15 protein-coding genes are annotated in these 26571 nt (G+C 41.2%); 7 read left to right on the forward strand and 8 right to left on the reverse strand.

Annotated features, from left to right (window positions below; all coding sequences use genetic code 11):
* From B3317_RS09330 to B3317_RS09355, 6 genes are all read right to left on the reverse strand, one after another.
* On the reverse strand, window positions 1–474 hold a 474-nt coding region (locus tag B3317_RS09330), incomplete at its 3' end, for a Gfo/Idh/MocA family protein (RefSeq protein WP_291110905.1).
* Between the two features lie 679 nt (window positions 475–1153).
* Window positions 1154–2251, reverse strand: coding sequence for a phosphotransferase enzyme family protein (locus B3317_RS09335; RefSeq protein WP_291110906.1), 1098 nt, complete (start codon window positions 2249–2251; stop codon window positions 1154–1156).
* Window positions 2252–2291: 40 nt separating this feature from the next.
* Window positions 2292–4181: a glycoside hydrolase family 35 protein gene (locus B3317_RS09340; RefSeq protein WP_291110907.1), complete on the reverse strand. Its 1890-nt coding sequence runs from the start codon at window positions 4179–4181 to the stop codon at window positions 2292–2294.
* Between the two features lie 40 nt (window positions 4182–4221).
* Window positions 4222–5478, reverse strand: a complete 1257-nt coding sequence (locus B3317_RS09345) for a glycoside hydrolase family 88 protein (protein ID WP_291110908.1) — start codon at window positions 5476–5478, stop codon at window positions 4222–4224.
* A gap of 4 nt (window positions 5479–5482) precedes the next feature.
* A complete protein-coding gene (locus B3317_RS09350) occupies window positions 5483–7396 on the reverse strand; it encodes a heparinase II/III family protein (RefSeq protein WP_291110909.1) in 1914 nt (637 codons plus the stop codon).
* Between the two features lie 9 nt (window positions 7397–7405).
* Entirely contained in the window at window positions 7406–8659 is a 1254-nt protein-coding gene (locus tag B3317_RS09355; RefSeq protein ID WP_291110910.1) for a DUF2264 domain-containing protein, read from the reverse strand.
* A 224-nt stretch (window positions 8660–8883) separates the two neighbouring features.
* Here B3317_RS09355 and B3317_RS09360 point away from each other — a divergent pair, with 224 nt between their 5' ends.
* The 3 genes from B3317_RS09360 (at window position 8884) to B3317_RS09370 (ending at window position 16581) form a co-directional block, all read left to right on the forward strand.
* Entirely contained in the window at window positions 8884–12264 is a 3381-nt protein-coding gene (locus tag B3317_RS09360; RefSeq protein ID WP_291110911.1) for a SusC/RagA family TonB-linked outer membrane protein, read from the forward strand.
* Window positions 12265–12281: 17 nt separating this feature from the next.
* Complete coding sequence (locus tag B3317_RS09365; protein ID WP_291110912.1) at window positions 12282–14183, forward strand: RagB/SusD family nutrient uptake outer membrane protein; 1902 nt, start codon at window positions 12282–12284, stop codon at window positions 14181–14183.
* 106 nt (window positions 14184–14289) lie between these two features.
* The gene (locus B3317_RS09370) at window positions 14290–16581 is read left to right on the forward strand and encodes a glycosyl hydrolase family 95 catalytic domain-containing protein (RefSeq protein ID WP_291110913.1); all 2292 of its coding nucleotides are present in this window, start codon (window positions 14290–14292) and stop codon (window positions 16579–16581) included.
* A gap of 42 nt (window positions 16582–16623) precedes the next feature.
* Here B3317_RS09370 and B3317_RS09375 read toward each other — a convergent pair whose 3' ends face one another.
* Both B3317_RS09375 and B3317_RS09380 read right to left on the reverse strand, forming a co-directional pair.
* Window positions 16624–20664: a hybrid sensor histidine kinase/response regulator transcription factor gene (locus B3317_RS09375; protein WP_291110914.1), complete on the reverse strand. Its 4041-nt coding sequence runs from the start codon at window positions 20662–20664 to the stop codon at window positions 16624–16626.
* A gap of 253 nt (window positions 20665–20917) precedes the next feature.
* Complete coding sequence (locus B3317_RS09380; protein ID WP_291110915.1) at window positions 20918–21958, reverse strand: endonuclease/exonuclease/phosphatase family protein; 1041 nt, start codon at window positions 21956–21958, stop codon at window positions 20918–20920.
* A gap of 481 nt (window positions 21959–22439) precedes the next feature.
* Between B3317_RS09380 and B3317_RS09385 the strand changes: the two genes are divergently transcribed.
* The 4 genes from B3317_RS09385 (at window position 22440) to B3317_RS09400 (ending at window position 26462) form a co-directional block, all read left to right on the forward strand.
* Entirely contained in the window at window positions 22440–24095 is a 1656-nt protein-coding gene (locus B3317_RS09385; RefSeq protein ID WP_291110916.1) for a hypothetical protein, read from the forward strand.
* A gap of 8 nt (window positions 24096–24103) precedes the next feature.
* Entirely contained in the window at window positions 24104–24505 is a 402-nt protein-coding gene (locus B3317_RS09390) for a hypothetical protein (RefSeq protein ID WP_291110917.1), read from the forward strand.
* Window positions 24502–25806 carry a DUF3440 domain-containing protein gene (locus tag B3317_RS09395; RefSeq protein ID WP_291110918.1) on the forward strand — a complete coding sequence of 435 codons (1305 nt, stop codon included), beginning with the start codon at window positions 24502–24504 and terminating at the stop codon, window positions 25804–25806. The genes B3317_RS09390 and B3317_RS09395 overlap by 4 nt, the downstream gene beginning before the upstream one ends.
* A gap of 128 nt (window positions 25807–25934) precedes the next feature.
* Entirely contained in the window at window positions 25935–26462 is a 528-nt protein-coding gene (locus tag B3317_RS09400; RefSeq protein WP_291111015.1) for a ParB N-terminal domain-containing protein, read from the forward strand.
* Window positions 26463–26571 lie beyond the last annotated feature (109 nt).

Here is a 26571-nt window from a genome sequence, read left to right on the forward strand (position 1 = left end):
GGTCATGGCCGAGGGGACTTCAATCGCCACATGCTTGCCGTCTTTCATCGCCTGTACGCCTATTGTGGCATGGGATTTCCAGTCTGTGGCTACATAGACCAGGTCTACATCCGGCAGGGCTGTGACTTTACGCCATACGGAAGTATCCCCGTAAAACTCCCGGGCTTTGGGAAATCCACGCTTTTCGAGCATTTTGTTTACTTTCTCCGTGTTTTTTTGCTCCACATCGCACAGGGCAATTATTTCCACACCCTCTATATGTGTCATGCGTTCCACTGCTCCCGGGCCGCGCATGCCCAGACCGATAAAAGCTACACGGACTATTGGCAGCGGACCGGTCCTTAGTTCGAGTACATCGGTCTGTCCGGCAGGACGTTCGGGAACGGGTGTCTTGATCACATTCTGTGCTTCGGATTGCTGGCTGATACCCATAGCCATAAAGCCGGCAAGGAATAAAAATAATATCTTCTTCATTTCTTATAACTTTTTATGTTTTTATTATCAGGAGGATTTTTTCTCTTATCTCCAGGGTTAAACGTGCGAAAACCGCAGTTATAAATTTACGTTCCTTAACTGTATATAGTTAAAAAGTAACAGAAGTAACAGGAATATCAGTGAACAGTTATCAGTCATCAGCTGGTAAGATGTAAAAACTTTGCGCCTCTGCGTCTTTGCGTGAAATAAAATAAAGTATCTTGTAACCCGTAACTCTTAAAAAAGGTAACAAAAGTAACACAGAAAACAATTAATAATTAAGAATGAGAAATTAAGAATTAGCTTTTTATGCTGAGCAGAGCGAAGCATCTCATCTGTCAACAGCCATCAGTTAATAACTCGTATCTCGTATCTTGTCTACTTGTAACTATTCCCAAAAAGGTAACAAAAGTAACACTTGTTTCAGTGAACAGTAAACAATATTCTCTCGCAAAGACGCAAAGACGCGAAAAGGTAACAAAGGTTACACTATTTCACTCATTTGCTAATATGCTAATTTTAACTACACTTCGTTCCGTTGAACGATGTTTCAAATTTGCTAATTAAATTATTTCAAAGGACTACAAGCTAATGGCTAGTGGCTAACAGCTCACTGTATAGATAAACTTCTTTAAAAAGATTAAACCTCGTGCGGTTGCCCTATTTTATTTATTTATCCTTACTTAATCTCATTGACGATCCTGCTGATGACCGAGCGCATCTCATCATAGTTTCCCTCCATAGACAGCAGCAACTTATACTGTGCACGGGTTCGTGCCAGGTTATGCGTCTCATGCTTAACCTTGTAATAATTATCCCCGTCGATATAATCCATCAGGAAACGCAGTATCTGCTCGAAGGTAATATACAGGGCGGAGAAGGCCAGGTTGTCGATTTCAGGCTGCGTCAGGAAGGACGATGCTTCCGACAGGTACCCTCTGGTATAGCTCTCAAAGAGATCCATCTTCATATACACATTTTCAAGGTTTTCATCGTCTTCCTTTCCGGCATTTGTATAGGAGCGTATGGCATCGCCATAGTCATTCAGGCACATGCTGCTGAGGACGGTGTCCAGATCGATAACGCATAATACTTCTCCTTGCCTGTCGAACAGGATATTGCTGATCTTGGTATCGTTATGGGTGATCCTGACAGGTATTTCCCCCGATTCGAACTTTTCCCATAAAGCAAGCATCTGACTCCGGCGGTTCTCTATCCAGCCGATCTCCTCTGCGACCTGCGCTTTGCGCCCGGCCGGATCTTTTCCGAGTACTTCATCCCACTGTTTCAGACGGAACCGCATATTATGGAAGCCCGGCAATATATCGGCCAGCGGTTCCTTCATACCGGCCAGCATAGCCTGGAACTTACCAATTCCCCTGCCGCCCTGCCCTGCCAATTCAGGGGAATCTGCGTAGTCATAGGCAACCGTATTATCTATAAACAGGCAGGCAGCCCAGTATTCGCCCGCGGCATCTTTATAAAACAGCCTGCCGTCCACCGTCGGTATGACGGTCAGGGCCTCCCTTAGAGGGTCGCCTCCCCGTTCTGAGATTATCTTCTTCAGGTGCGTGGTTACTTTATAAATATTATCCATCATCGCGGGCACATCCCTGAAGATATTCTTATTCTTCCGCTGGAGGATATAGTCGGGATTATTTCCCTGCGTTTCAACGAAAAACGTATCGTTTATCAGCCCTTCACCCAAAGGGCGGATTTGCAATATCGGACCCCTGAATAAAAAATGAGGCACGATTGTTTCCAAATCTACGTTCATTGATATTCTTGTTATTACTCTTTTAATGATGGTTTTCTTGTTATTGATTTACTCTAAGTTTTGTCAGTATCGGTACTTTTACAGTCCTTACTTCCGAATGTACTTTATCGTTTTGCTGCTCGAAAATAACAATCTCATTTTCTCCTTTTTTAAGCCATACGCCTGGTATGTATAAAGTCTGTTGCGGGCCTACATGCCAGTAACGGCCGATATTTATACCGTTGATAAAGACAATACCTTTCCCCCAGTCTTCCATATCAAGGAATGTATCACCTGTTTCTTCCAGATTAAATACGCCTGAGTAAACAGCGGGCCTGCCTTTTATCTTTCCGGCAGTACTCAAATCATACACATTTTCTTCCTTCATTTTCTGAGGCTCCGGAGTTTTATCCATAGGTACCCGGAACATTTCCCATTCGCCTTCTATAATATTTCCGTTTATTTTAACAGGGCTGATTATACCCTTTGTGTTGTGTATAATTCCGGAACCATAGTTGATCCGACCCATATTTTCGACAAATATCTCCAGATTAGAATTGAATGGAATATCTATCTCCATGCTGTAAGCATTGAAATAGCGGTTCAACTCTCCAACCTTTTCTCCGTTCACATATACCAGTGCATAGTCCCTCAGGCCTTCTATTTCCAATTTACCGCTTATCGGCTGGTTAAAATGCCTTTTGTACAGGATATAACCATAACCCTGGTTCAATTGCTCGAAAGTCATTGGTTTATCGCTTTGTACCGGTTCCTGCGTACTAATTGTTTCCAGCATATCCGCAGCCTTCGTCAGTTTGATGGAGGATATTTCAATCAAAGGCATTGCGGCAGGTGCCGTAGGAACAGGATACTTCACATATTTCTTTATGACATTCCGGATAGAATCAAACTTCGGGGTTACCCACCCTGCCTCACTAATGGGAGCATCGTAATCATAACTGGTCAAATCCGGCTGTATGTCGTGCTTTTTATCGTAGTTAGCTCCGCTGGTGAATCCGAAATTTGTTCCGCCATGCACCATGTAGTAATTGATGGATACTCCATTCTGTAAATATTTTTCTGTTTGGCGGGCAATGTTTGTGGCACTCACTTGCGGGTGCGGTTCTGCCCAGTGTGCCAGCCATCCGGGATAAAACTCGGCAACCATGTAAGGCCCCTGTCCTCCATTATATTGGTCCACCACCTTTTTCAGATTTTCAATATTGCTTTCTCCATTTGCAGTAGGCAAAGCCCCGGGAGTAGCCCCCCCCTCAAAAAGCCAACTGCCGTCGGAAGTGAACATCGGAATATTGAATCCTGCGTCTTTTAGTTGCTGTACAATCTTTGCATTATATACGCGGTGTTCTTCCAGCGGAATATCCTTTCGTTGCGATACATAAGAGCCGAACTCATTTTCGGCTTGGACCATAATTATCGGGCCTCCTTTTGTTATTTGAAGACCGCCTATTTCCTTGTACAATCTGTTTATATATAATTGTGTATATTTCAGAAACTGTTCGTTGTCACGTCTTAGTTCCAGACCTTCAACGTTCTGAAGCCACCATGGATATCCCCCGAATTCCCATTCGGCACACACGTATGGACCAGGCCGAAGGATAACCATCAGGCCTTCTTCGCCTGCAATCTTAATATACTCAGCAAGGTTTTTATCTCCTGTAAAATCCCATTTACCCGGTTCGGGTTCATGGGCATTCCAAAACACATAGGTAGCCACGGCGTTCAGGCCCATCGCCTTTAGCATTTGCATACGGTGACGCCAGTATTGATGAGGGATACGCGGATAGTGCATTTCTCCCGAAAGGATGCGGAGAGGTGTATTGTCATACATAAATTCACCTCCTTTTATCTCGAAGGTGTGTGTCTGAGCCTGTACTGCTAAAGGTGAAAAAAGAAACAAAAGCAGTGGCAGTAAAAAAACTTTCTTTATCATGGCCTGTAAGTTATAAATTAAAATCGATAGTTGAGAATATTTAATTAACATTTTTTATTTTCCTGTATCTATTTAATGCCTCTAAAAAATAATAGTCAGCGTAAACCAGAGGCTTGTCTATTTCGGACTCATGAGGAAGGCTTCCTACGCTATGCATTAATATAAAATCGGCATTTCTGCCGAGTTGTGCCCTGTATGCCGGCGATGCCAGGCTATGAAGCATCTTTATAGCGGTGTTTGTATAAGTTTTATTGTTTGCCAATTCTCCCAGTTCAAATAAGGCTGAACAGACAATTGCTGCTGCGGATGCATCTTTCAGTCCTTTACCCGGGAATTGTACGGCATATGACTTTCCGGTAGGAGTATAGCCCTCCTGTCCAACGTTGAAATCCCAAACAGGTACCAGGTCGTCCGGTAAATTTTTAAGATATAGGTCTGTTGCTTTTATTGCGGCATTAAGAAATTTCGGTTCGTGTGTTTCCCTATAAACCATTGTAAATCCATAAATAGCCCAGGCCTGCCCGCGGGCCCAGGTGGAATTGTCGCTGTATCCCTGACAGGTGGCCTGATTCAGTACCTTTCCGGTAATTGTATCATAATTAACCACATGATATGTTGAAAAATCTTCCCTGAAATGATTTTTCAGTGTAGATTCCGAATGCTTTACTGCAATATCATAATATTTCTTATTTTCTGAAATTTTGGATGCATAGAATAACATTTCGAGGTTCATCATATTATCTATAATTACCGGATAATACCATTCTGTCGTATCATTCCAGTTTTTACGGTAATTCCAGGACTTTATGGTCTGAGTTTTTTCGTTGAAACGGGATGATAATGATTCGGCACTTTCGAGAAGGATATCTTTATAACCGGGCTTTGGCGACAGACGTTCTGCGTTTCCATAGCTGCAATACATCATAAAGCCCAGATCGTGATGTCCGGTAAACGTTTTTAATGGTTCTAGCGATGCTGTCCATTTTTCTGCTGCGATTTTCCACTTTTCATTACCGGTCAGTTCATATAGGTACCAAAGTGAACCGGGAAAGAAACCGGGTGTCCAGTCATACATTCCGGTAACAACTAACGACCCGTCATTCTTCATTGTACGGGGATAATTTTTACCTGTGGGTTCACCTGTTATATGTAACATACTATCTGTCTGTGCCTCAGCGAATCCAATATTTTCTGTAATAAATAAATCTTTTTGATTTTTTTGTCCGCTTTTACAGGAGCAGGTCAAAAATAGAATGGCAAATATCAGAAATAAATTAGTGGAAAGTTTCAAATTCATCTTTTTAAATTTTAATTTTAATTCTATATAATCCGTTATTTTTTATTTTTCGGGCATTTAATGATATCCTGTAAATCTCATTTCCCCATACATCTGAAAGCCTTTTGTCATCAAGTTTTATTACTTCAATGTCAATATCAAAATCAGCTTTGTTATATTCTAGTTGATAAGTTTCATTGTTTATTATAACTGTAATAATACCGGCTTTTGTCAGGTCTGCTTTACCCCAGGTAAGAAAATTAAGCCGATTGGCGGTTTTAGCTTGTTTCAGATCGAATTTATCTTCGATAATAAGGGCGTCCTTTTTTAATCTGTACTCCCTTATCCATGAGTTAATACCCGCTTCGGCTGGATATGACCGGGATATATCCAGGGAGAAAGTTTTGCTCTTTTCATCTGCTTTTACATTGCAGGCTGCATATTGTTTTCCATATGCCTGTGAATAGCCGTTTATCCGGGGAAGATTATGGTAATCGCTCTGCATCGTCCATATGGAATACCTGTCCTTGCTGAATGTCTTTGCGGTATATGTCCCTACTCCCGCGTCAATAAACACAGGTGTTCCATCCACATATAAAGAAAACGTCCCGGTATCGTTATGATTGTGGCTTTCGTCATTGTAACCGCCTTTACAGGAAAAAAAAGCCTTACCATTGCTTATATAACAAAATTCCGTCTCCGGATACCAGACAAATGGTTTAAACACATGTAACGGTGCCATGCCGACAATTTCGTTTTCAAACGATAAATCTTCTAATATCCTGTACATATCGCGGTTAAAAGGTATATCCTTTGGTAACTCTTTTTTCAAATAAGCGGCAAAATGCATTAAATCCGTACTATGAGCCATTTTCCCATACCGGTAGGTCAAACGGTAATCAATGTCACTTTTGGCCGACGCGTCCGCAAAGTTTACGACCCAACCGTTACCTGCATACGAATGTAAGATGTACTCGCCCATATCTTTTATTATAGGATTCTGAAATATAGATATTTCGCCACCTGTGGCATCATATAATATCTGCAGGTAGTCATACATTTTTCCTGCGGCATGTCCCCAATAAGAAGGCCCTTCTTCACAGGCTCCGTCTTCATTATTATAATTAATAAACTTATCAACAGAAACCATTGTTTTATATATTCCTTTCAAACGTCTATCCGGGTCTTTCTCAACCAGAAGAAAGCACTGTAATACGTTGGCATTGCACCAGGGATTCCAATTATTTACAAATCCGCCTTGGCTGCCGACATCCGTAGCCATCCACCAAAAACGGTCTTCTTTCAGATATGGAGTCAGAATGCGTGTGTCTATCTCATGATATAACCGTTCGGATATCAGAGGATTTATTTTATCAAATTCCTTTCCTAAAAAATAATATATCCAGGAGAAATTTGCTCCTACATCACCTGAAACAAGATCTATTACAGGGTCCCTGTAGTCAGGGAAAGAACCTTTGACTTTTTGCAATGGTAGATGTGCAGAATTACACCAGGTGGTCATTTCACAAATATGAAATATCCCGTTGATCAGCTGATCTATAAATCGTCCTTTGCCCTCTGCTATTTCGGCTATGAAAAGTGTAGATACAGCATTCAGGTTAGCGTTATGTGTGCGCTCCATAATGCTTCTGTTTCCGGATCTGCTGTATTCCAGATAATCGGTAGCCTTTACGACTTTCCATTCGTAATCCAGGAATTTTTCACCTTGTCCTATTATCTGTATTTTATTTTCTTGTAATAGTTTATCCCAACCCGCCCTGTCTGTGTATGCCGGATAATGCACCCATTTCTGGCCGGATATAAGAACCGTTTTTAAACGATTGGTATCCGCAATATTCTGTAACAGATTTCTTTCTTTATATGCCTGGACATTCAGCCATATAAGAGATAACAATACTAAAAGTATTTTTTTCACCATAGCAGAATATTATTTGCGGACAGATTCATGGTAATCTTTTAGGAATGGTTTACCACTCCAGGCCTTACGTGATGTCCAGTCTTCCGGAGTATCTGTCCAGAAAGGGTGATCTGCCGGCAGGCCAAGGGGCAGAAACACAAGAGAAGTCATATACAGACTTCCATTGTTCGTATAATAATCCGCCAGTTCCGGCTGATGTCCCACAAATCCTAATTGAAGAAATCCTTCCCGTCCAAAATTCCCTTCCACAGAGAACATATTTTTCATAACAGCAGTCAGGGCATTTCTCACCTGCCCGTTTGTCATCGTTTCAGGTAAGCCGTATTTCCATGCGGACAATGCCAGGGTTTGGAAAGCTCCCAGCCGGTATGTCATCGATCTGCCTACCGCCGGAAAGGTGCCTTCGGGGGATATAAGCCTTTCCAATAACTGGTTGTAGCGTTGCATACGCCTTAATGCCAGGTTAAAACCGAGGGGTGTATAAATTTTCTTTTGTTCCATGGCTTCCGTTATTTCCACAAGCATGGGATGCATCACATATCCGTTATAATAATCGAGGGAATAATCCGCTCCATCCGAATACCAGCCATCTCCGAGATACCATTCGTCCAGTTTACGGATAGCCAGATCCAGAGCGAAGCCGTCATATTCTTCTCCGGTGGATAAAAGGAAGGCTTCTATGATGGCTCTGAATAACAGCCAGTTATTATATGCCGGACGAACAGAGCGTAAATTCCTGAACTCTTTAATATATCGCTCCTTTGTGACCTTGTCCAGTGGATTCCATAATGCTTCCGGCGCACGCATAAAACTATTGGCAATATAGGCTGCATCGACCAGAGCCTGCTGATGCCCCCTCCACAGCAAATAATCCGGACTATCCGGGTTCACGGCATTGGTATAGCTTTTTAACGCCCATTCTTTTAATTGTTTTCTTTTTATCCCTTCATCGGTAGCATCATCTTCCGGTAAGCCCAACCATGGGGCTATACCTGCCATCAAACGTCCAAAAGCTTCTGTGTAAGCTACATCTTTATTTCGTCCGTCCCAGATGGGACTTAGTTCGAGAACCATATTCTTTTTCAGTTCGCCTTTGCTCATATTCATAAGCACGGGTTCGGATATCTCATACAGCAAACTAACCCAATAAGTCCTGTCAGATACTCTGGGTTGATGAGATCTTCCTTTCTGAGAAAAGGCACTTGTGGATATAACAAATAACAAGCATAACAAGATAGTATGCTTAAAACGAAATGCTTTCATAGATTTCATATGCTTTTCATAAATATTTTTAATAGATAGTATCCATATACAAAAGTAGAGAGGATAATACTCCGCAAGTAGTAAAAATGTTCATATTATGGTATAAAATTGTACGCGCGGAATATTCTGGCCCTTTATTCGTACAATAATAGAATCTAAAATACATATATATATAAATATTTGTGAAAAATATTTTTTATTCTTTAATACCTTAAAAAAAATCTATGGACAATAAAATCCGGTTTTATACGCCGATACCTATATTTATATTAGGCGTATGTTTATTCTTAGGAGTTATTCCTGTAAATTCATTTGCCGCGGTAAACGAAACATATCAGCAGGCAAAAATTGTTAAAGGAGTGGTGAAAGATGGTAATGGAGAGCCTCTTCCCGGTGTAAGTATTTCGATAAAAGGAACGACCAACGGAACCATGACGGATGTTGACGGGAATTATTCTTTAAACGTTCCTGATGGTAATTCTACTCTGGTTGTTTCATATGTTGGATTCAAAACTCAGGAAATAAAGGTCAGTAATCAGACTACAATTGACATTACGCTTGAAGAGTTAAGTAAAGAACTGGATGAGGTCGTTGTTGTCGGTTATGGCGTACAAAAGAAGATAAACCTGACTGGCTCGGTTGCGGCAGTACAGGCTGACAAAATCGAGAACCGTGCCGCTCCGAACTTATCCACGATGCTCACAGGGTTGGCTTCGGGCGTCTCAGTACGGCAAAGTTCAGGAAACCCGGGTAGTGACGGGGCGAATATCCGCATCCGCGGTATCGGAACTTTCGATGGAAGTTATCGTTCACCCCTGGTAATTATTGACGGTGCAGTTGCCGATATGAATTCTGTAAATCCTGAAGATGTAGAAAGCGTCAGCTTACTTAAGGATGCCGCCTCTGCATCTATCTACGGATCGCGTGGAGCTAATGGTGTGATATTGGTCACTACCAAAAAAGGTGCAAAAAATGCTGCGCCAAAAGTTACTTATACCGGTATTTTCTCGCAGACTAAAGCCAGCAGGGTATTTGATTTTATTTCGGATTATGCCGATTATATGGAATTATACAATATGGCTGAATTTTCCAATAATCCGAAGGCCACCAGTACCTATGACAGTGAAGAAATTGCAGCATGGAGGGCGGCTAAGGCAAACCCGAACGGAATATACACCGATCCCGACAACGGGAACCAAGTACCTAACTATCTCGCATATCCGAATACTAATTGGAGTGATATCCTGTTTGCTCCTACTTATTCCCAGAAACATAATCTGTCTGTATCGGGAGGGAGCGAGAACAGTAACTATCTGTTGTCTCTGGGTTACTATGACAATCCCGGTACATTGGAGAATACGGGAATAGACCGTTTTAACGCGCGTGTAAATGTTGAAAGCCGGATTACAAAATTCCTGAAAATAGGGACGCAAACTTATGCTATGCGGCAACGTAAAGATCCCGGGAATCTCGATCAGGTGAATACATACCGTTTTCAGACAGTCGGAGGTATCGTCCCTTATTATGACGGCAAATACGGCGCGCCTGAAAGCCCGAAAGAGAAAAACGATGTAAGAAATCCTCTCCGGGATGTAAATGCAATAGGAGGAGTTAATACGACTACACGTATCAATACCACGTGGTATGCAGAAGCGGAAATCTACAAAGGTCTGACCGGACGGGCTAGCATAAACTATCAGAATTATTTCTATGATAGTAAAACATACTCCCGTCATCTGGACAGTTATACATTCCGAAAAGGCACTATATTACAACCGGGTACGACTCTGAAAGACGCTACTACTACACGGTCCTACGCCAAACAGGAGCAATACACGGCGAACGTCACACTGAATTACAATACAAAATTCGCAGAAGCTCATGATTTAGGTGCTATGCTTGGCTATGAACAGTTCTACTTTAACAAGTCGGGTGTAAAGGCTACCAAAAAAGGATTGCTTAGTTTTGATGTTACTGATATTACCACAGGGTCGGATATGTATGAAATAAGTGGTAACCCCAACGAGAGTGAGGATAAGAACAAGCCTGAAATGGATTACGCAATGATTTCCTATTTTGGCCGTTTAAACTATGCTTATAAAGGTCGTTACCTATTCGAGGCCAATTTTCGCCGCGACGGTTCATCCCTTTTCTCACCGGATAACCGTTGGGGTACGTTCCCTTCGTTTTCTGCCGGATGGCGTGTGAGTGAAGAAAGTTTTTTCGAACCATTCAATGACAAGATTAGTAACTTAAAACTTCGTGCTTCGTGGGGACGGCTGGGTAATGCAACTTCCGGATATTACGACTGGCAGGCTGTGTATGCTAAGGCGCGGTATGTATTCAATAATGTCATTTCCGACGGTGTGGCAATATCAAAAATAGCAAATCCGCTGTTGAAATGGGAAAGTGTGACATCCAAAGGGATTGGTCTGGATGCTTCATTCCTGAATTCCCGACTGACTGCTGAATTCGATATTTATGACCGGCTGACTGAAGGTATCCTTACCTCTCCGGCTATTTACCTGACCATGGGAACTGCAAGTGCACCTACAAAAAACACATCGGACATGCGTAACAATGGTCTGGAGGTCACACTCGGATGGAATGATAAAATAGGCAATGTTCGTTACGCTGTAAGCGGTAATTTCTCTTACAACCAGAACAAGGTAGTGAAATATCTCGGTAAGCTTGAAGAAGGCTGGGTAGATAAGGACGGTAAGCGTGTATATCAAAGCAATATCGGTGAAGTGACAAGTGCTGGTTCTGAAACAGGGACGCTTCGTGTGGAAGGCCATATTTTCGATGAATATTATCTCCGGACGCGGTATCATGGAACCGGAACTTATTATAATAATGATGGTAGCGTAAATCCTCAAGGGGGACCTAAAGACGGTATGATTCGCTCCGAGGCCGACCTGAAATGGGTACAGGATATGATTGCTGCAGGAAATTCTTTTAATGGAGCATCAGTAAAACAGGGCGAAGGTTTATGGTACGGTGAGTATATATATGCCGACCTGAACGGAGATGGCAATTATGGAAACAATTATGACCGCCAGTTTACCGGAAAATCGTCATCTCCCAAGTATAACTTCGGCTTAAACCTGTCTGCTGAGTGGAATGGTTTTGATATAAGTATGACATGGGCTGGGGCAGGAGGCTTTTGGTATTATTTGCGTGAAAGAGGCGCTAACCAAAACAATCTGGCCTCTAAAACAGATATTCTGCCTCTCGATACCCAGAGTAAATTTTATTATCTCGCGTATAATAAAGAGACTAGCGCTCCTATCTGGGATGATCCCCGCAATAACCTGACGGCTGAATATGCCCGTCTGCGTACGGGTGGAAATGGGCCCTATGCAGCAAATGACCAGTACTTATATGACGCCACTTACCTGAAACTCAAAATGCTGCAAATAGGCTATACTTTCCCAAAAGCGTGGACACGGAAAGCGTATGTCAATAATCTCAGAATATTCGTGTCAGGTGAAAACCTGTTGACAATTACCAAGTATCCGGGTGTCGATCCTGAAATCGGAGGTGGACTGAATATATACCCTATTTCCCGCTTACTTTCTCTGGGTGTAAATGTTAGTTTTTAACCTGAAAAAATAAAATTATGAAAAAGAATATATTTTATATATTGACAGTTATTATAATATCCGGATATTATAGCTGTACAGATATTTTAGATACGACACCTTATAATGCTCTGGCATCAAGTAGTATGTGGCAATCGGAAGAGTCAGTGGATCAGGGTGTGGCCGGTATATACTCCGCCTTGTACGATTGGGCTCCGGGTGCTTATGATGCTGATTTTGATAAAGGGTTCGGCAGTACTTTCGGATTTGAACGTTGGGGTGTGGCCGGACAATTGCACGGAGCAGAATCTCTTACCAGCGGATCTATTAATCCGGGGAGCGACTACTTTAAAAAAACATGGCAAAAACTATATGAAGGAGTCCATCGTGCCAATGATGCAATAGCAAATATTCCGGCAAAATCGCCCGCTTCGGCAGAAAAAAATGCTCGTTTAATAGCGGAAGCTAAGTTCTTACGCGCCTATTTTTATTTCCGTTTGAATGAATTATTCGGACGGGACGGGCTTGGCGTACCGGTTTACACGGAACCGGTAGCTATCGAAGACTGTACGAAAGGGCAATCTCCCGAAGCTGATGTATGGGCTCTTATTGTTAATGATCTCACTGATGCTATTAATGAACGAAATCTGCCTGATAAAGATAATACGGGACGTGTCAGTAAAGGTGCTGCCTATGCTTTGCGTGGTAAAGCCTATTTGTATCAGGGAGCAAAATATGCTGAGGATGGAACTGTTTCCAAAGATGAAACTTTGTTGAACAAAGCAGTTGCCGATTTTGAAGAAGTGGGAAAGTGTGGCTACGGATTGTTTCAGGGCGGCTATAAAGAACTGTTCACCGAAGCTAATGAACATTGTGCAGAAATGATTTTCAGTATACAACATACTGGAGATACGGATTACGGTACTATTTCTCAAAAATTTGTAGGTAGTCGTTTCGCTTATTCGGGAACAGCAAACGGTTGGGGAAATCAGACTCCTGCTCCTGCCGGTACCGATTTGTACGAAAATCTGGATAGCGCACCATTTAATTGGGATGATGTGATTCCCGGATATAGTGCTCTTACAGAACCTGCCGACCGTGCAGTTTATTTCTTACGCGATACTTTGGATGCATCCGGAAATATACTTAAGCAGGAGGGGGACGGAAAACCACTGGACCAAACAGTCCGGAAAAAGGTAAGGGATATTGTAAATAAAGCCGTGAATACAAAAAATGATTATCTTCCTTATGGAAACGAGGCGCGTATAAGAAAGGTGTACACAAACCGGGACCCAAGACTCGAAGCTAATTTTATCACGCCTTATGCAGGCTTTATAGGGGGGTATAGCTTTGCCGGAGCCGGTAATGCGATGGAAGTTTATTCCAGATGGCCGTTAGGTTCGAATAGTGCGGCGCCTGCTGCCAGTCAAAGGGCTGACATGGCAACGGATGATGGTAGTAATTTTACTTATTTCCACCGGAAATTCGTTTATGAAGGTACAGGACTTGCCAGACGGGAAGACGGGCCTCTTGATGAGCCACTTATCCGTTATGCGAATGTTTTGCTTTGGCAGGCGGAAGCATATGTAGAATTGAATCAGCTAGACAAAGCCAAAGCAATGGTCAAGCTTGTACGTGACCGGGTGGACATGCCAACTTTAGATGCCGGTTTTGCTAATCAGACGATTGCCCGCAATTATGTTCGTGACGAAAGACGCCGTGAATTCGTAAATGAAGGCGTCGATTTCTTTGACGAAATGCGATGGCGTACCTGGAAAGAAATGAAATTTAACCGGGGAAAGGGCTCTCAAGGCGTTTGGGGTAATAATTTCCGTGCATATACCTGGCCTGTTGATAATGATTTATATATCTGGCCTGTTCCTCAAACAGAGATTGAGAAAAATCCAAATCTCCAAAAGACTCCGGGTTGGAAATATTGATGGGGTGTAATATCTTATAATACAATTATATATATGTATAGTGCCACAAGGGTGTTTTTGTTACTTTTGTGGCATTATTCTTTGGGTTTCTTAAAGATTTTATATAATGAAGGCAAATATCCTTTTTTTACTGTTGTTCATTTCTTGTTCTTCAATCCTTTTTCCCCAAAAGAAAGTATCCACAAGACAAATCGACTGGCCATCTTTCCTGTCCCGGCACGACTTGGTATGGGATAAGATAGTTCCCGATTACTATACGGGTGCTATCATGGGAAACGGGCTTCTGGGCAATAATGTCTATAAGGAAGGTGACGCGTATAAATTCCATATCGGGAGGGTTGACGTTACCGAAGGGAGAATGCCTGTGGATAAATCGCAATACAGGAATTTATATCACGGCGCAAGGCTTCCCATCGGTTACTTTCTGATGAAGCCCGCAGGAAAAACACTTTCCGAACACATGAGGCTTAATCTGTGGGACGCAACCACAATAGGAACCGTGACGACAGACATGGGAAGAATCGCATTTAAAAGTTATGTGCATGCAACCAGGGATGTCATTGTGCTGGAAACAGAGACGGAAGGTAGCGAATGTGACTTCGAATGGGAATGGAGACCGTTAAAAGCTATCAGCCCCCGTTATACGGCAGGAGGAGAAGATTACCCGCAGGAATATATTGATAATCCAAATCCGGATGTGAAAATATACAGGGATGGCAACTATAATCTATCTGTACAGAATTTATTAAGCGGGAAGACTTATTGTGTGGCATGGTGTGAGATAAGAAAACAAGGAAACTCCCGCCGGTTCCTTATAACTGTCGCGCAGGAAGCAAACGAAGAATCGGCTGTAAAAAAGGCTAAAGTAACGATCGGTGATGCATCGGAAGAAACGGTACTGTCTTTAGAAGACAGCCACAGGCAATGGTGGCACAGCTATTATCCATTGAGCTTTGCCACTTTTGGCAATGCTAAGATGGAAAGTTTTTACTGGATACAGCAGTATAAATTAGGATGTCTGACCCGTCCGGATAAGTATATCATAGACTTGCAGGGACCCTGGGCGATGGAGAAAACTCCATGGCCGGCCATCTGGATGAACCTGAATGTTCAGTTGACATATTCCCCCTTGTTTACTGCAAACAGGGCTGAACTGTCCGAACCCTTATGGAGCTCATTAAACGACAACCTGCAAAACCTGATCGACAACGTAACGGTTGACGGATGGAAAGCCGATGCCGCTGTTATAGGCAGGAGCACCAGCTACCATTTGTTCTCACCTTTGAACCCGGATATAGACAATAAAATGCTCTACGAGGCTGGCAATCTGACATGGATATTATACTATTACTATCAGTATTGCACATATTTGCAGGATGAGGATGAACTGTTGAATAAGTTCTATCCCCTCTTAAAGAAGAGCATCGCCTATTATGAGCATATAAGGGAAAAGCGTTCGGACGGCAAATATCATCTTCCCGAAACGGCTTCGCCCGAATACAAAACGGCGAAGAATTGTAATTATGACCTGTCCCTGCTTCAATGGGGACTCAAAATATTGCTGGAAATAAATGAAACTTACAAGTTAGATGATAAAAAAGCTCCCGGCTGGAAAGATTTCAGGGACAACCTGACTCCTTACCCCGTTGATCCGGCAAAAGGCTTTATGATCGGAGAAAATGTAAACCTGACCGGTTCGCACCGCCATTATTCCCATTTACTGATGATATACCCGTTATATCTGGTCAATTGGGAACAACCTGAAAACAGGGGGCTTATCTCCAGAAGCATCTCATATTGGCAAAGCATGCCGGATTATTTGCAGGGATATTCCTTTACAGGCTCATCATCCATGTATGCCATGACAGGAGACGGGCAAAAGGCTGTTGTCCAATTACAGCGACTGCTCGACAGGTATATACAACCCAATACACTGTATAAGGAAACAGGGCCGGTAATAGAGACCCCATTGGCCGGGGCAGCTTCCCTGCAAGAGCTTTACCTGCAATCGTGGGGAGGCAAAATAAGGGTTTTTCCTGCTGTGCCGGATAGCTGGCCACAGGCATCCTTTATTAATTTCAGGACGGAGGGGGCTTTTCTGGTAAGCGCAGCCCGTGATAAGGGAAAAACAGTGTTTATACAGGTGGAGAGTGAAAGGGGCGGATTGTGCCGTTTACAGACAAACATGGATGCGGATAACCTCAATATTGAGGATACAGGTGGTAAAAGAATCGCTTTTTCTGTTATCGATAAGGCTCAGGGCCTGATTGAAATAAATACCCGGAAAGGGGATGTGATACGGATAACCGATAGAACCCGGGAAACGATAATGCCGGAGCCTGTGAAACATCCGGAGAAGGAATGGAATGTTTATGGGATAAAAGCCAAGCCGGAATGATATATTATGATTTTCTTTCAAAGCCGGTACTTTACATATTATTTAATTTTCCTCCGGCTTGTCTTTTTTACGTCTCCAGTCTTGCGGATTAATACCGTAAAAAGTTTTGAAACATTTACTGAAATATTTGGTTGAAGAAAATCCTAAACAAATAGCTATATCTGAAATATTCATCTGCGGACGGTTCTCAAGTAATCTTACAGCTTCTTTTAATTTGAGATTCAGTGTGAATTCATTTGGAGTAAGACCGGTTTCCTGTTTTATGACCATGTATAATTTTGTTCGTCCCAATCCCAGTTCTGTCGCTAACCTGTTCATGTCAAATTCGGTGTTTTCAAAATTAGACTTTATTATTTCTATTGCTTTATTGAGCAATAAATTGTCATTATCACCTGTTATTTGTGCTTCGTTATTGTCAGTTACAAACTCTTTGTTTCTGAATTTTTTATATAATAAATTCCTGTTGTTCAGCAGGTTATTGCATTGAGATAACAGTATGCTCATACTGAACGGTTTTGTGATATATGCATCGGCATTGAACAACAATCCGTCCAGTATCTGCTGTTCGGAATCCTGTGCTGTCAGTAATACCACAGGGATATGAGACGTGTAAATATTATTTTTTATCTTATAACACAATTCCTTACCTGTCATGTTCGGCATCATTATATCACTCACCACAATGTCTGGCAGGTGTTTTAGGATAATATCCCAGCCTGTTTTTCCATCAGTGGCCGTATATACATTATACTGTATTGAAAATGCTTCCGTCAATATTTTCAATAGTTCCTCATTATCTTCGACAAATAATACGGAAGGTGCATCCGGATTTGGTCTTGGACTGTCCGGTTCTGTTTCGTCCTCTGTCAGATCGTTAAGTTGAATTTTATCATTCATCACAGGCAGGAAGCTCTGGCTGCTTGTGTCTTTTTGTTCCAGTTCCTGCTTGGAGAAATGCGATATTCCTAAATTTAACACGATAACAAACGTACTTCCTTCGTTTAATGTACTTTTGACATATATTTCACCCTTATGCGCCAAAACTATTCCTTTTGTTAAAGCCAGCCCTATTCCTGTACCTGATGTAATCCCGGATGCCGGGTATTCTACCTGATAAAACCTGTCGAAAACTTTGGATAATGATTCCTGTGGGATACCTATACCGTTGTCTATTACTTTTATATAGACTTGTTGTCCTTTAATTGCTATGTCCAACTTGATATTGCCTCCTTCCTGCGTATATTTAAATGCGTTTGATAAAAGATTATAGACTGCTTTCTGAAATTGTACAGGGTCTATATATATCATGATGTCCGGTTCGGAATACTGAAAGGTGAATTTTATCCGCTTTTTCAGTGCATATTCCTGAAATATGGAGAATACACTTTTCATATAGGCTATAAGCTCAACCTGTTTTAGATTTAACCTGTTATAACCCTGTTCCTGTTTTCGGAAATCAAGCAGCTCTGTTACCAGATTCAATAAATGGTTTGTATTTTTTTGAATTCGCAGAAGTTTGTGTATGACTTTATTTGTCAGGTCTTTTTGGGTTAACAGAAGTTCAATCTGTCCTGAAATTAAAGTCACGGGTGTCCTGAATTCATGGGACACATTCATGAAAAAACGAAGTTTGTTCTGATTTAAGGCTTCTATTTGTATCTTTTCCTTTTGGGTGGCTTTCAGTTTAATACGCTGTGAATAAAATCTGAAAACCGCGCCGGTAATTAAAACTATTAATATAAAATATAATATATAAGCATATATGCTCAGATAGAACGGAGGGCTGATATAAATGGCAAGCATATAAATCTGGCTGGATTTTTCTCCGTCTTGTTCCTCCCGTATCAATAACTTGTATGAGCCAGCATTCAGATTGGTATAGGTTATTACCGGATTGTCCGTATGTATCCATTCATTGTCGTATCCTTCCAGTTTGTATTCATAACTATGGGTTGTATTTAAATAATTGGAAGAGGCAAATTCTATGATAATATTGTTTTGTTCGGAACCTAGTTTTATTTCATCGCATAAAAATAACGATTTATCTAATATACCGGATTTGTCTTCCGGCACAACAAGTTGATGGTTAACATATAGTTTGTCAAAATATAACGTGTATTTATTATCCTTTTTATTCAGGTCTTCTTCGTAAAATGAAACCAGCCCGTTCACCCCGCCGATGAATATCTCTTTATTTTTGGTGACGTATACGCTACTTCCGTAATTGAATCCTGTCAATGGGAATTTAGGTGTTGTCATTAATAAGGGCTTGCTTATTTGTTCCGGACTCAGGATTGAGATGCCTTTATTGTGAAGCAATAGCAATTTTCCCGAAGGCAGTTCGGATATACAATAACAATAATCGCTTTTCAAACCATCCTTTTTTGTATAAGTTTCTATTTTATCCGATTCTTGAGTATATCTGAAAATTCCATGTCCTACAGTTGAAAAGTAAATATCACCGGAACTGCTTTCATAAATATCCGTTATATTGGAACTTATAATGTCTTTTCCATTTTGATCCTGTTTAAAATTTCTTACTTCTTTGGTCTTTAAATTTATACTTGTAATTCCTCCCTTTTGTATCCACAGCCTGTCATTGCTGTCGATAAGAAATGTATATAAGCCAATACCGGATAGCTGACGGATTATGTCCGGATTGGTGCTGAGAGGGTGTAGCTCTTCTTTTTCCATATCCATTTTCGCAAATCCGGATTGCGTTAACAGTACCAGGCATCCATCATAATATTGCATTTTGTTAATTGTATTGTTCGGAAGGGAATAAGGATTTGCTGTACCGGACAGAATCCTTCTGAAATTTTGCTTATTTATGTCATATATAACCAGACCTCCGTTGTATGTACCTATATAAAGCTGTTCTGTGCCTTGCCTGTACCAGATACATTTCTGGTTATTATATTCGGTCGTTTCAAGATTGTTGTTCTTAAACATGAATCGGGAAAATTGCCTGCTTTCTAAATTCAGGCAATTTAGGGCTCCGCCTTCAGTACATATCCAAAGATTACCTTTTCCATCTTCTGTCATTTTTCCGACAAAGGGAAAACTCAAAAAATCTATGTTTGTAGAACTGGCCCCATAATACCGGAACATATCTATTTCTGTATTGAAATAATTGACCCCTCCGAAATAAGTTCCAACCCAGACTGTTCCCTGAATATCTTTCAATAAGGCAAAGACTGAATTATGGCTGAGGGCATACGGTATGTTGTCATTGCTGATATATTTTTTCCATAATCCGGATTCCGGATCGTATCGGTTTAATCCGAAAAAAGTCCCGATCCATATTGCACCCGTATTATCTTCTATTATTGTACGCACCTGGTTGTTTGAGATGGAATTCTTACCGGGGCTATGCTTATAGTTTGTTATATCCCGGGAAGGAGAGATTACATACATACCACTCGAATAAGTTCCTATATACATACATGCCCTGCTATCTTCGAACAGACATGTGACATCTTCATTTTTTAGTATATGTTCCTGTTTTTCTCCAGTATTGCCAGAAATGATTGCCAAACCTTTTGTTCCGCCCACCCATGATTGCTTGTCGTTGATGTAGAAGCATTTTATATTTCCTATGTCGGCTGTTATTTGGGCATATTTTATAAACGTGTCGGATCTTTTATCATATTGTAAAATTTCATTACCTGTCACGACCCATAAGGAATTTTTCCGTGAAAATACCGCTTTTATATTCTTTACAGGTAATATCCTAAACTTTTGTGAGGCTATATCATATCTTATCAGGTTATTATCGGCATGTATATAGATAGAACCGGCTTTGTCCCCCTGTATCGAATAGATCATATTTTGGGTAATCCTGTCTATTTCTTCCGATGGCCTGAATATCTGCATCGTTTGTCCATTATAACGGTTCAAGCCTTCTGTCGTTCCAAACCACATGGTACCCATTTCATCCTGATAAATCGACATGACATTGATCTGGGCTAAACCATCCTGTATCCCTATATGATAAAAATAAATATCATTATTACTTGCGGCTGATCCATAGGAAGATACACTTACTATAATAAATAGTACTATACTTAATAAAAGTTTCATCAATCCGTATATACAATTGTTCAAATATTTACAAACCATTCAATTTTCTATCTTAATCTCCTAATGAAGCAAAACTTATTCAAATGCAATGCTTCGTTTATAAGCAATACAGGAATACATTTATATTATCAATAAGAAAATTAATAAGCCTATAAAGTATGCAGTCTTACGATTTTACTCTTTATTCATCCAATACCAATTTATATTTTCTTTTTTTATTGATTAAATCTAAGGTTTTTTTATTAATTCTACTCTATTTTCTCTTTAAGCTGAATGTTGCCAATACAGCTTTGTGATCGGATGGCCAGTTATTTCCGGATATGTGAAAGGTATCCAGGGTATGCTCTTTAATACGTTCGCTCCGACAGATAGAACCATCAGAACCCCATATTACGACATTCTTTAACTCCAATCCCTTGTATGGCAAATAATAAATAAAATCAATACGCTCCCGCTCATCGGCTTCCGGTGCCCATGTCAATTTCTTTACCTCAACCAGCGGGTTATCCATTGGATAGGTAAAGCCAGGATGTGTTACCGGATCGGGATATAATTCCCTGTACGCATCCACATAGCCATTCGCATATAGCATTGTGCTTACGGTCCATGGAACAGCTAATCCGTTATGGTCAAATGAATCCTTTGTCTTTTGCGTCCAATCTAAAAAAGAAGGTTCATTAAAATCTCCTCCAAGCAGTATAATACGTCCTTTAGATTTGTCCTGATTCGCATATTCAAGAAAAGCCTGGATGCCATTATCCCGTTTCGACTCCACATTATTCATCATTATGGAATCCATATCCGTCAGAGGTTTCCTTGGTTTCCATGAAGAGCCGCTATAACCCCTGATATCGTAATAAGTACAATTTAAATAATCAAGGTGAGCGGTATAGAGGGCGACCTCCTGCCCGTCCATATCTATTAAAGCCCTGTATACACTACCATGGTCGTCTATACAGGGAAATACTGTTGTTGAATCGATTATGGGGTATTTGGATAATAATCCTGTGTCATAGCTGAGGAAAGAATAAAAAGTATGGCCTTTTTCTTTTAACGACTGAACTATACGGTCACAGAACCGGGTATCCTTGTAATTGCGGACTTCGCTGAGTGTAATAAAATCCGCCCCGGACTCACATATTTGATCCACAATCGCATTATACCCATCAGGGACTATTGTTCCTTCCTGCCAGATATTGAACTGGAGTATTTTCAACTGTAGTTTTTGTGCGCTGCATGAAGCTCCGACCAAAATAAAAATGATAATATATAAAATTCTATTCTTAAGGTACATAATTAATTAGTTTGTGTTAAAATTAGCAAAATGTTTTTTCTTATTACAATAAATTATCAATAAAATACTTTTGGAACTATTTTATCATGTTTTCATGTAAGGTAACTTCAAACCGGACGGCTGCCGGAAAGATGGCAATCAATTCATTTAATCTATGAACATTATCAAATAAATGTCGCCTTTTTCCCCGTTTATTCCGGAGGGATTCTTTATCTTCATCATGGTTGTTTGTCCCGGGATAAGGAAAGGCAGCCCACTTTTATATAAAAACAGAGAAAAAGCAGCCCTCGGATAATTATGCAATGGTATTTTATTATAGAGACCATTTAACAAATACAGGATAATAAAATGGTGATTGAATAGAGTTTTATGAGAATGTTAATTAAAATGAATATTCGATAAAATATTCATTTTAACAAACTGTATTTAAATAAAAAATCCCGTAAATTTGATTGTTCGCAATTACACAACTGATAAACTAATGGTTGTACCACAATCTCTTATAGAATTGTCAAACCGGATAAGGGGTGCAAAACTTTATCACAATGCATACATGGGTTACCGTGTATATATCCCTTTTTTGTTGGATCATTCTCCATTCAGAGTAAGAATAAAAGCCTATTTTGAGGTTGTAAACGACAGATTGAGACTCAATGTAGATGTTTCTTCGAATGATTATACCCCTTCCTGGTGCAGACAGGAAGCATCACGGATTAAACGGATACTTGAAGAACAGTTCCACGAAATCATATTTGATTGTGAATTGATATACAGGAGCATCCCTCTGGATACCCGCCTGCAGGATAAACTTATCCCTACGGTAGGAAACGTTATCCCTTATTATGAGAATGCCCTTCGTTTCCTATGCGGCATGAAGGTATCCATTTTACTGTCGGGGAGGTGGCAGGATAAATGGTTCCTGTCTCTATCCCTTGCCTGGATACGCTACCGGAATAGCAGGATCAACAAATTATACTTATTCTTACCGAATGCACAGATTCCTCATTTGAAAAAAGAGATGGAGAGACAGTGGCCGGGAATAAGTCTTCCGGTATCCCTTATCCCGGTCGAAAGTTTGAGCTTTAACATACAGACTTATGAAAAGTTATTAAAATCCGTAGATAGCCGGACTATGCTCGTTATCGACGACTGCCATCTGTTCAAATCCCCTGAGGCCATACGCACCCGGCGCATGATGGATATAGCCGACAAATGCAATTATAAACTGATGATGACCGAATCATTGATTGTGAACAATATTCATGATATTTATATGCAGTACCGGATACTTAATAAAGATATACTCGGATATTACCATTGGGACGATTTTTCCCGGAATCATATTATTTATGGAGGAGTGGATGGAAAGCAGATATTAGGATATAAAAATCTGTCTTATCTGGTTGGATTGACAGAACCTTATACTTACTCAGTCAATGAAATGGAAGTTCCGGAAGTTGAAACGGACGTCAAGACCTACATCTGTGAACTGACCCCTTCCCAAAAAGAATCTTACAGGAGGAAAAAGAATGAACTGTTGCTACTCATTGAAAAATATGAAATACAGATATATGATATTTTCAGGATTATGGGAGAAATGGAAAGGATCGCGTGCGGCTACATTTCTGTAGACCATACAAGGAATTATTATTACAATACCAATAAGTTACTATTGCTGAAAAAACATACATCCAGAGAATGCAGATATGTTGTTTTTTGTAAATATCTCTTTGAAGTGGACCTGCTGACAAGCTACTGGGGGCGTAAATCCTGTGCTGTTTTCAGTGGTAAGAATAAAAGTGACAGAAGAACCGAAAGAATACAATTTATGCGGAATAATAAAAAATACCTTATTTCCACACTAGGTATACAGGAAACATGTCTGGAGGGTGTGGGGACGCAATGCGAAATTATTTTTTTCAGTCTCTCTTTCAGATACAGGAATTACAGAAGGGAACTGGCTTATATCAGGGAAAATAATATGAACCGGAATACGCCGGTAAAACGCTTTATAACAAACAGCGGGATTGATAGGAAGATTATAGAAACCCTGTCCCGCAAAGAAAAACTGGCGAATCAGGTTAACCGGCTATTTACAGACCGGCAGAATCTGAAAAAATTTGTAGAAAGTTTATAAAATACACTATGATGTACATGAATGATGAAATAAGAATAGAAAAGATCTGGGGTACGGACGGTCGTCTGTATGAACTGATAGCTCCTTTTGTGATGAATCCGGAAGTTATCCGCCTGAATGGAGGATACCCTTTCAAAAATACAGAAGATCACCTTTGGTATATTTCCGTAAAAGGTAAGAACCTGGTCACCGGATTCATTTCTATTGTGAACGACCACTTGTGTAATGACTTTACCTGGCAGGATAAGGATTTGTTAAGGATATTGATAGAACGGGCCTTTATGGATATAGAGAAAGGGACAATCGTTACTTTCGTTGCCGACAATTCGGACCGGCCTCTCCTTGAAGAAATGGGTTTCTCTGTACAAAAGGAATGGACGAAGTATTTTAAAATGGCAAAGATCATATGAGCGGCTGTGAAAAGAATGTTTATGAAATCACTCTGGAACGTACCGGATATATATTCTCGGAATTTGAGAATATATACGTTGCTTTCTCGGGAGGCAAAGACAGCGGGGTAATGCTCAATATTGTCCTCGACTATATGCGCCGGCACGGGATAAAGCGTAAAATCGGCGTGCTGTATATGGATGTGGAGGCTTCCTATAAAAGAACCGCCCGTTTTATAGAGCGGATGTACCTCGATAACCTTGACCTTATCGAGCCCTATTGGGTATGCCTTCCGATGACGACTACCAATGCGGTTTCTATGTACGAGCCGTTCTGGATTTTCTGGGATCCGGCTAAAAAAGATAAATGGGTGCGTCCGATGCCGGAATATGACTTCATTATCAACAAGGATAACCATCCCTTTGATTTTTACAGGGAGAATATGACTTTCGAAGAGTTCACTCCCCTGTTCGGCGATTGGTATGCCCGGCGGCACGGGGATAAAAAGACTGCCTGCCTGATCGGTATCCGGGCGGATGAAAGCCTGAACCGTTATCATGCCGTCTCCCGGAAGGATAAGCTTTCCTATAAGGATAAAAGCTACTCCACCCGGATATCGGACAATACCTATAATTTCTATCCCATCTGTGACTGGCGCACGGAGGATATCTGGACATACAACGGCAGGTACCGCAAGCCCTACAATAGTATCTATGACCTGTTTTATCTGGCGGGAGTCCCTTTATCCAGGATGCGGATATGCGAGCCTTACGGGGATGAGCAAAAAGCCGGGCTAAACCTTTTCAAAGTATTGGAGCCCGAAACATGGGTAAGAGTAGTAGACCGTGTCAGCGGAGCCAACTTCGGGAATATCTATTGCGGGACCAAAGCGACGGGAGCCGGGAGGATAAGCCTCCCCGGGGGACACACATGGAAAAGCTACTGTAAGTTCCTGCTGAGAACACTTCCCGGAGAAACCCGCAGGATATATACGGCCAAATTCATCAAGTTTATCCGTTACTGGAACAGGATCGGTTCTCCCGTCAGCGAAGAGGATATCTTCGAACTGGACCCGGATATGATCGTCAATACCCGGCAGTATAGTAAACGGGGTAAGGGTGACAAATATGTCGTGCGTTTCAAAACCATACCGGATGCATTGCCCGGCCTGGATAACAAAACGGATTTCCTCTCGTGGAAACGTATGTGCATGGCTATCCTTAAAAATGATATTACATGCAGGACACTGTCTTTCTCAATGACAAAGAAGCAGATATTAAGGCAACAGGAATTAATCCGGAAATACGAAGAAATGCTATGAAAGAAGAAAAGGACATCATAGAACAGATAACAAGAAATCTGTGTAGTTATATAGAGGGCATTAAAGATACGGAAGAAAAAATAGACACGCTGAATTATGTCCGGTCGATGTTGCATGAGGTGAGCCCGATGAAACACCATCCGGTAGACTTCGTCGCATGGGAAAGATCTGAAAACATAGAAGGCAACGACTATAACCCGAACAGTGTTGCCCCGCCGGAAATGGCCTTGCTGGTTACGTCCATCGAGGAAGATGGCTATACCATGCCTGTAGTCGGCAGTCCGGAAGAGGACATCATCCGGATCGTGGACGGGTTTCACCGCAGGAAGGCTGAGCGCAAGTCCCGGAAGATATCCCAAAGTACACAGGGCAGGCTTCCCGTGACTTATATACGTGAGTCTAAACGGGAATTAAGTGAAAGGATGGCTTCAACCATACGCCATAACCGGGCCAGGGGCACCCATGATATAACCCTGATGTCGGAAATCGTAAGGGAACTGATCTCTATAGGAAAATCCGGCGCATGGATATCGAAACATATAGGGATGGATATGGATGAAATATTGCGCTTAAAACAATTGACCGGTATTGCCGAACTATTCAAAGACCGGGAGTTTTCCGTAAGGATTATAAACGAGAACCCGGATGGAGAATAAATGGCAGTTCAATTTAAATAGATCTTGCCAGCTAGTGCACAAATACACAAGTTCAGATTTATTAGTCCGAATAACTAAAATAAAAAGAGTTCATCAAGAAACTGTTCTT

This window comes from Dysgonomonas sp. UBA7710, assembly GCF_002482385.1.
Classification (GTDB): domain Bacteria; phylum Bacteroidota; class Bacteroidia; order Bacteroidales; family Dysgonomonadaceae; genus Dysgonomonas.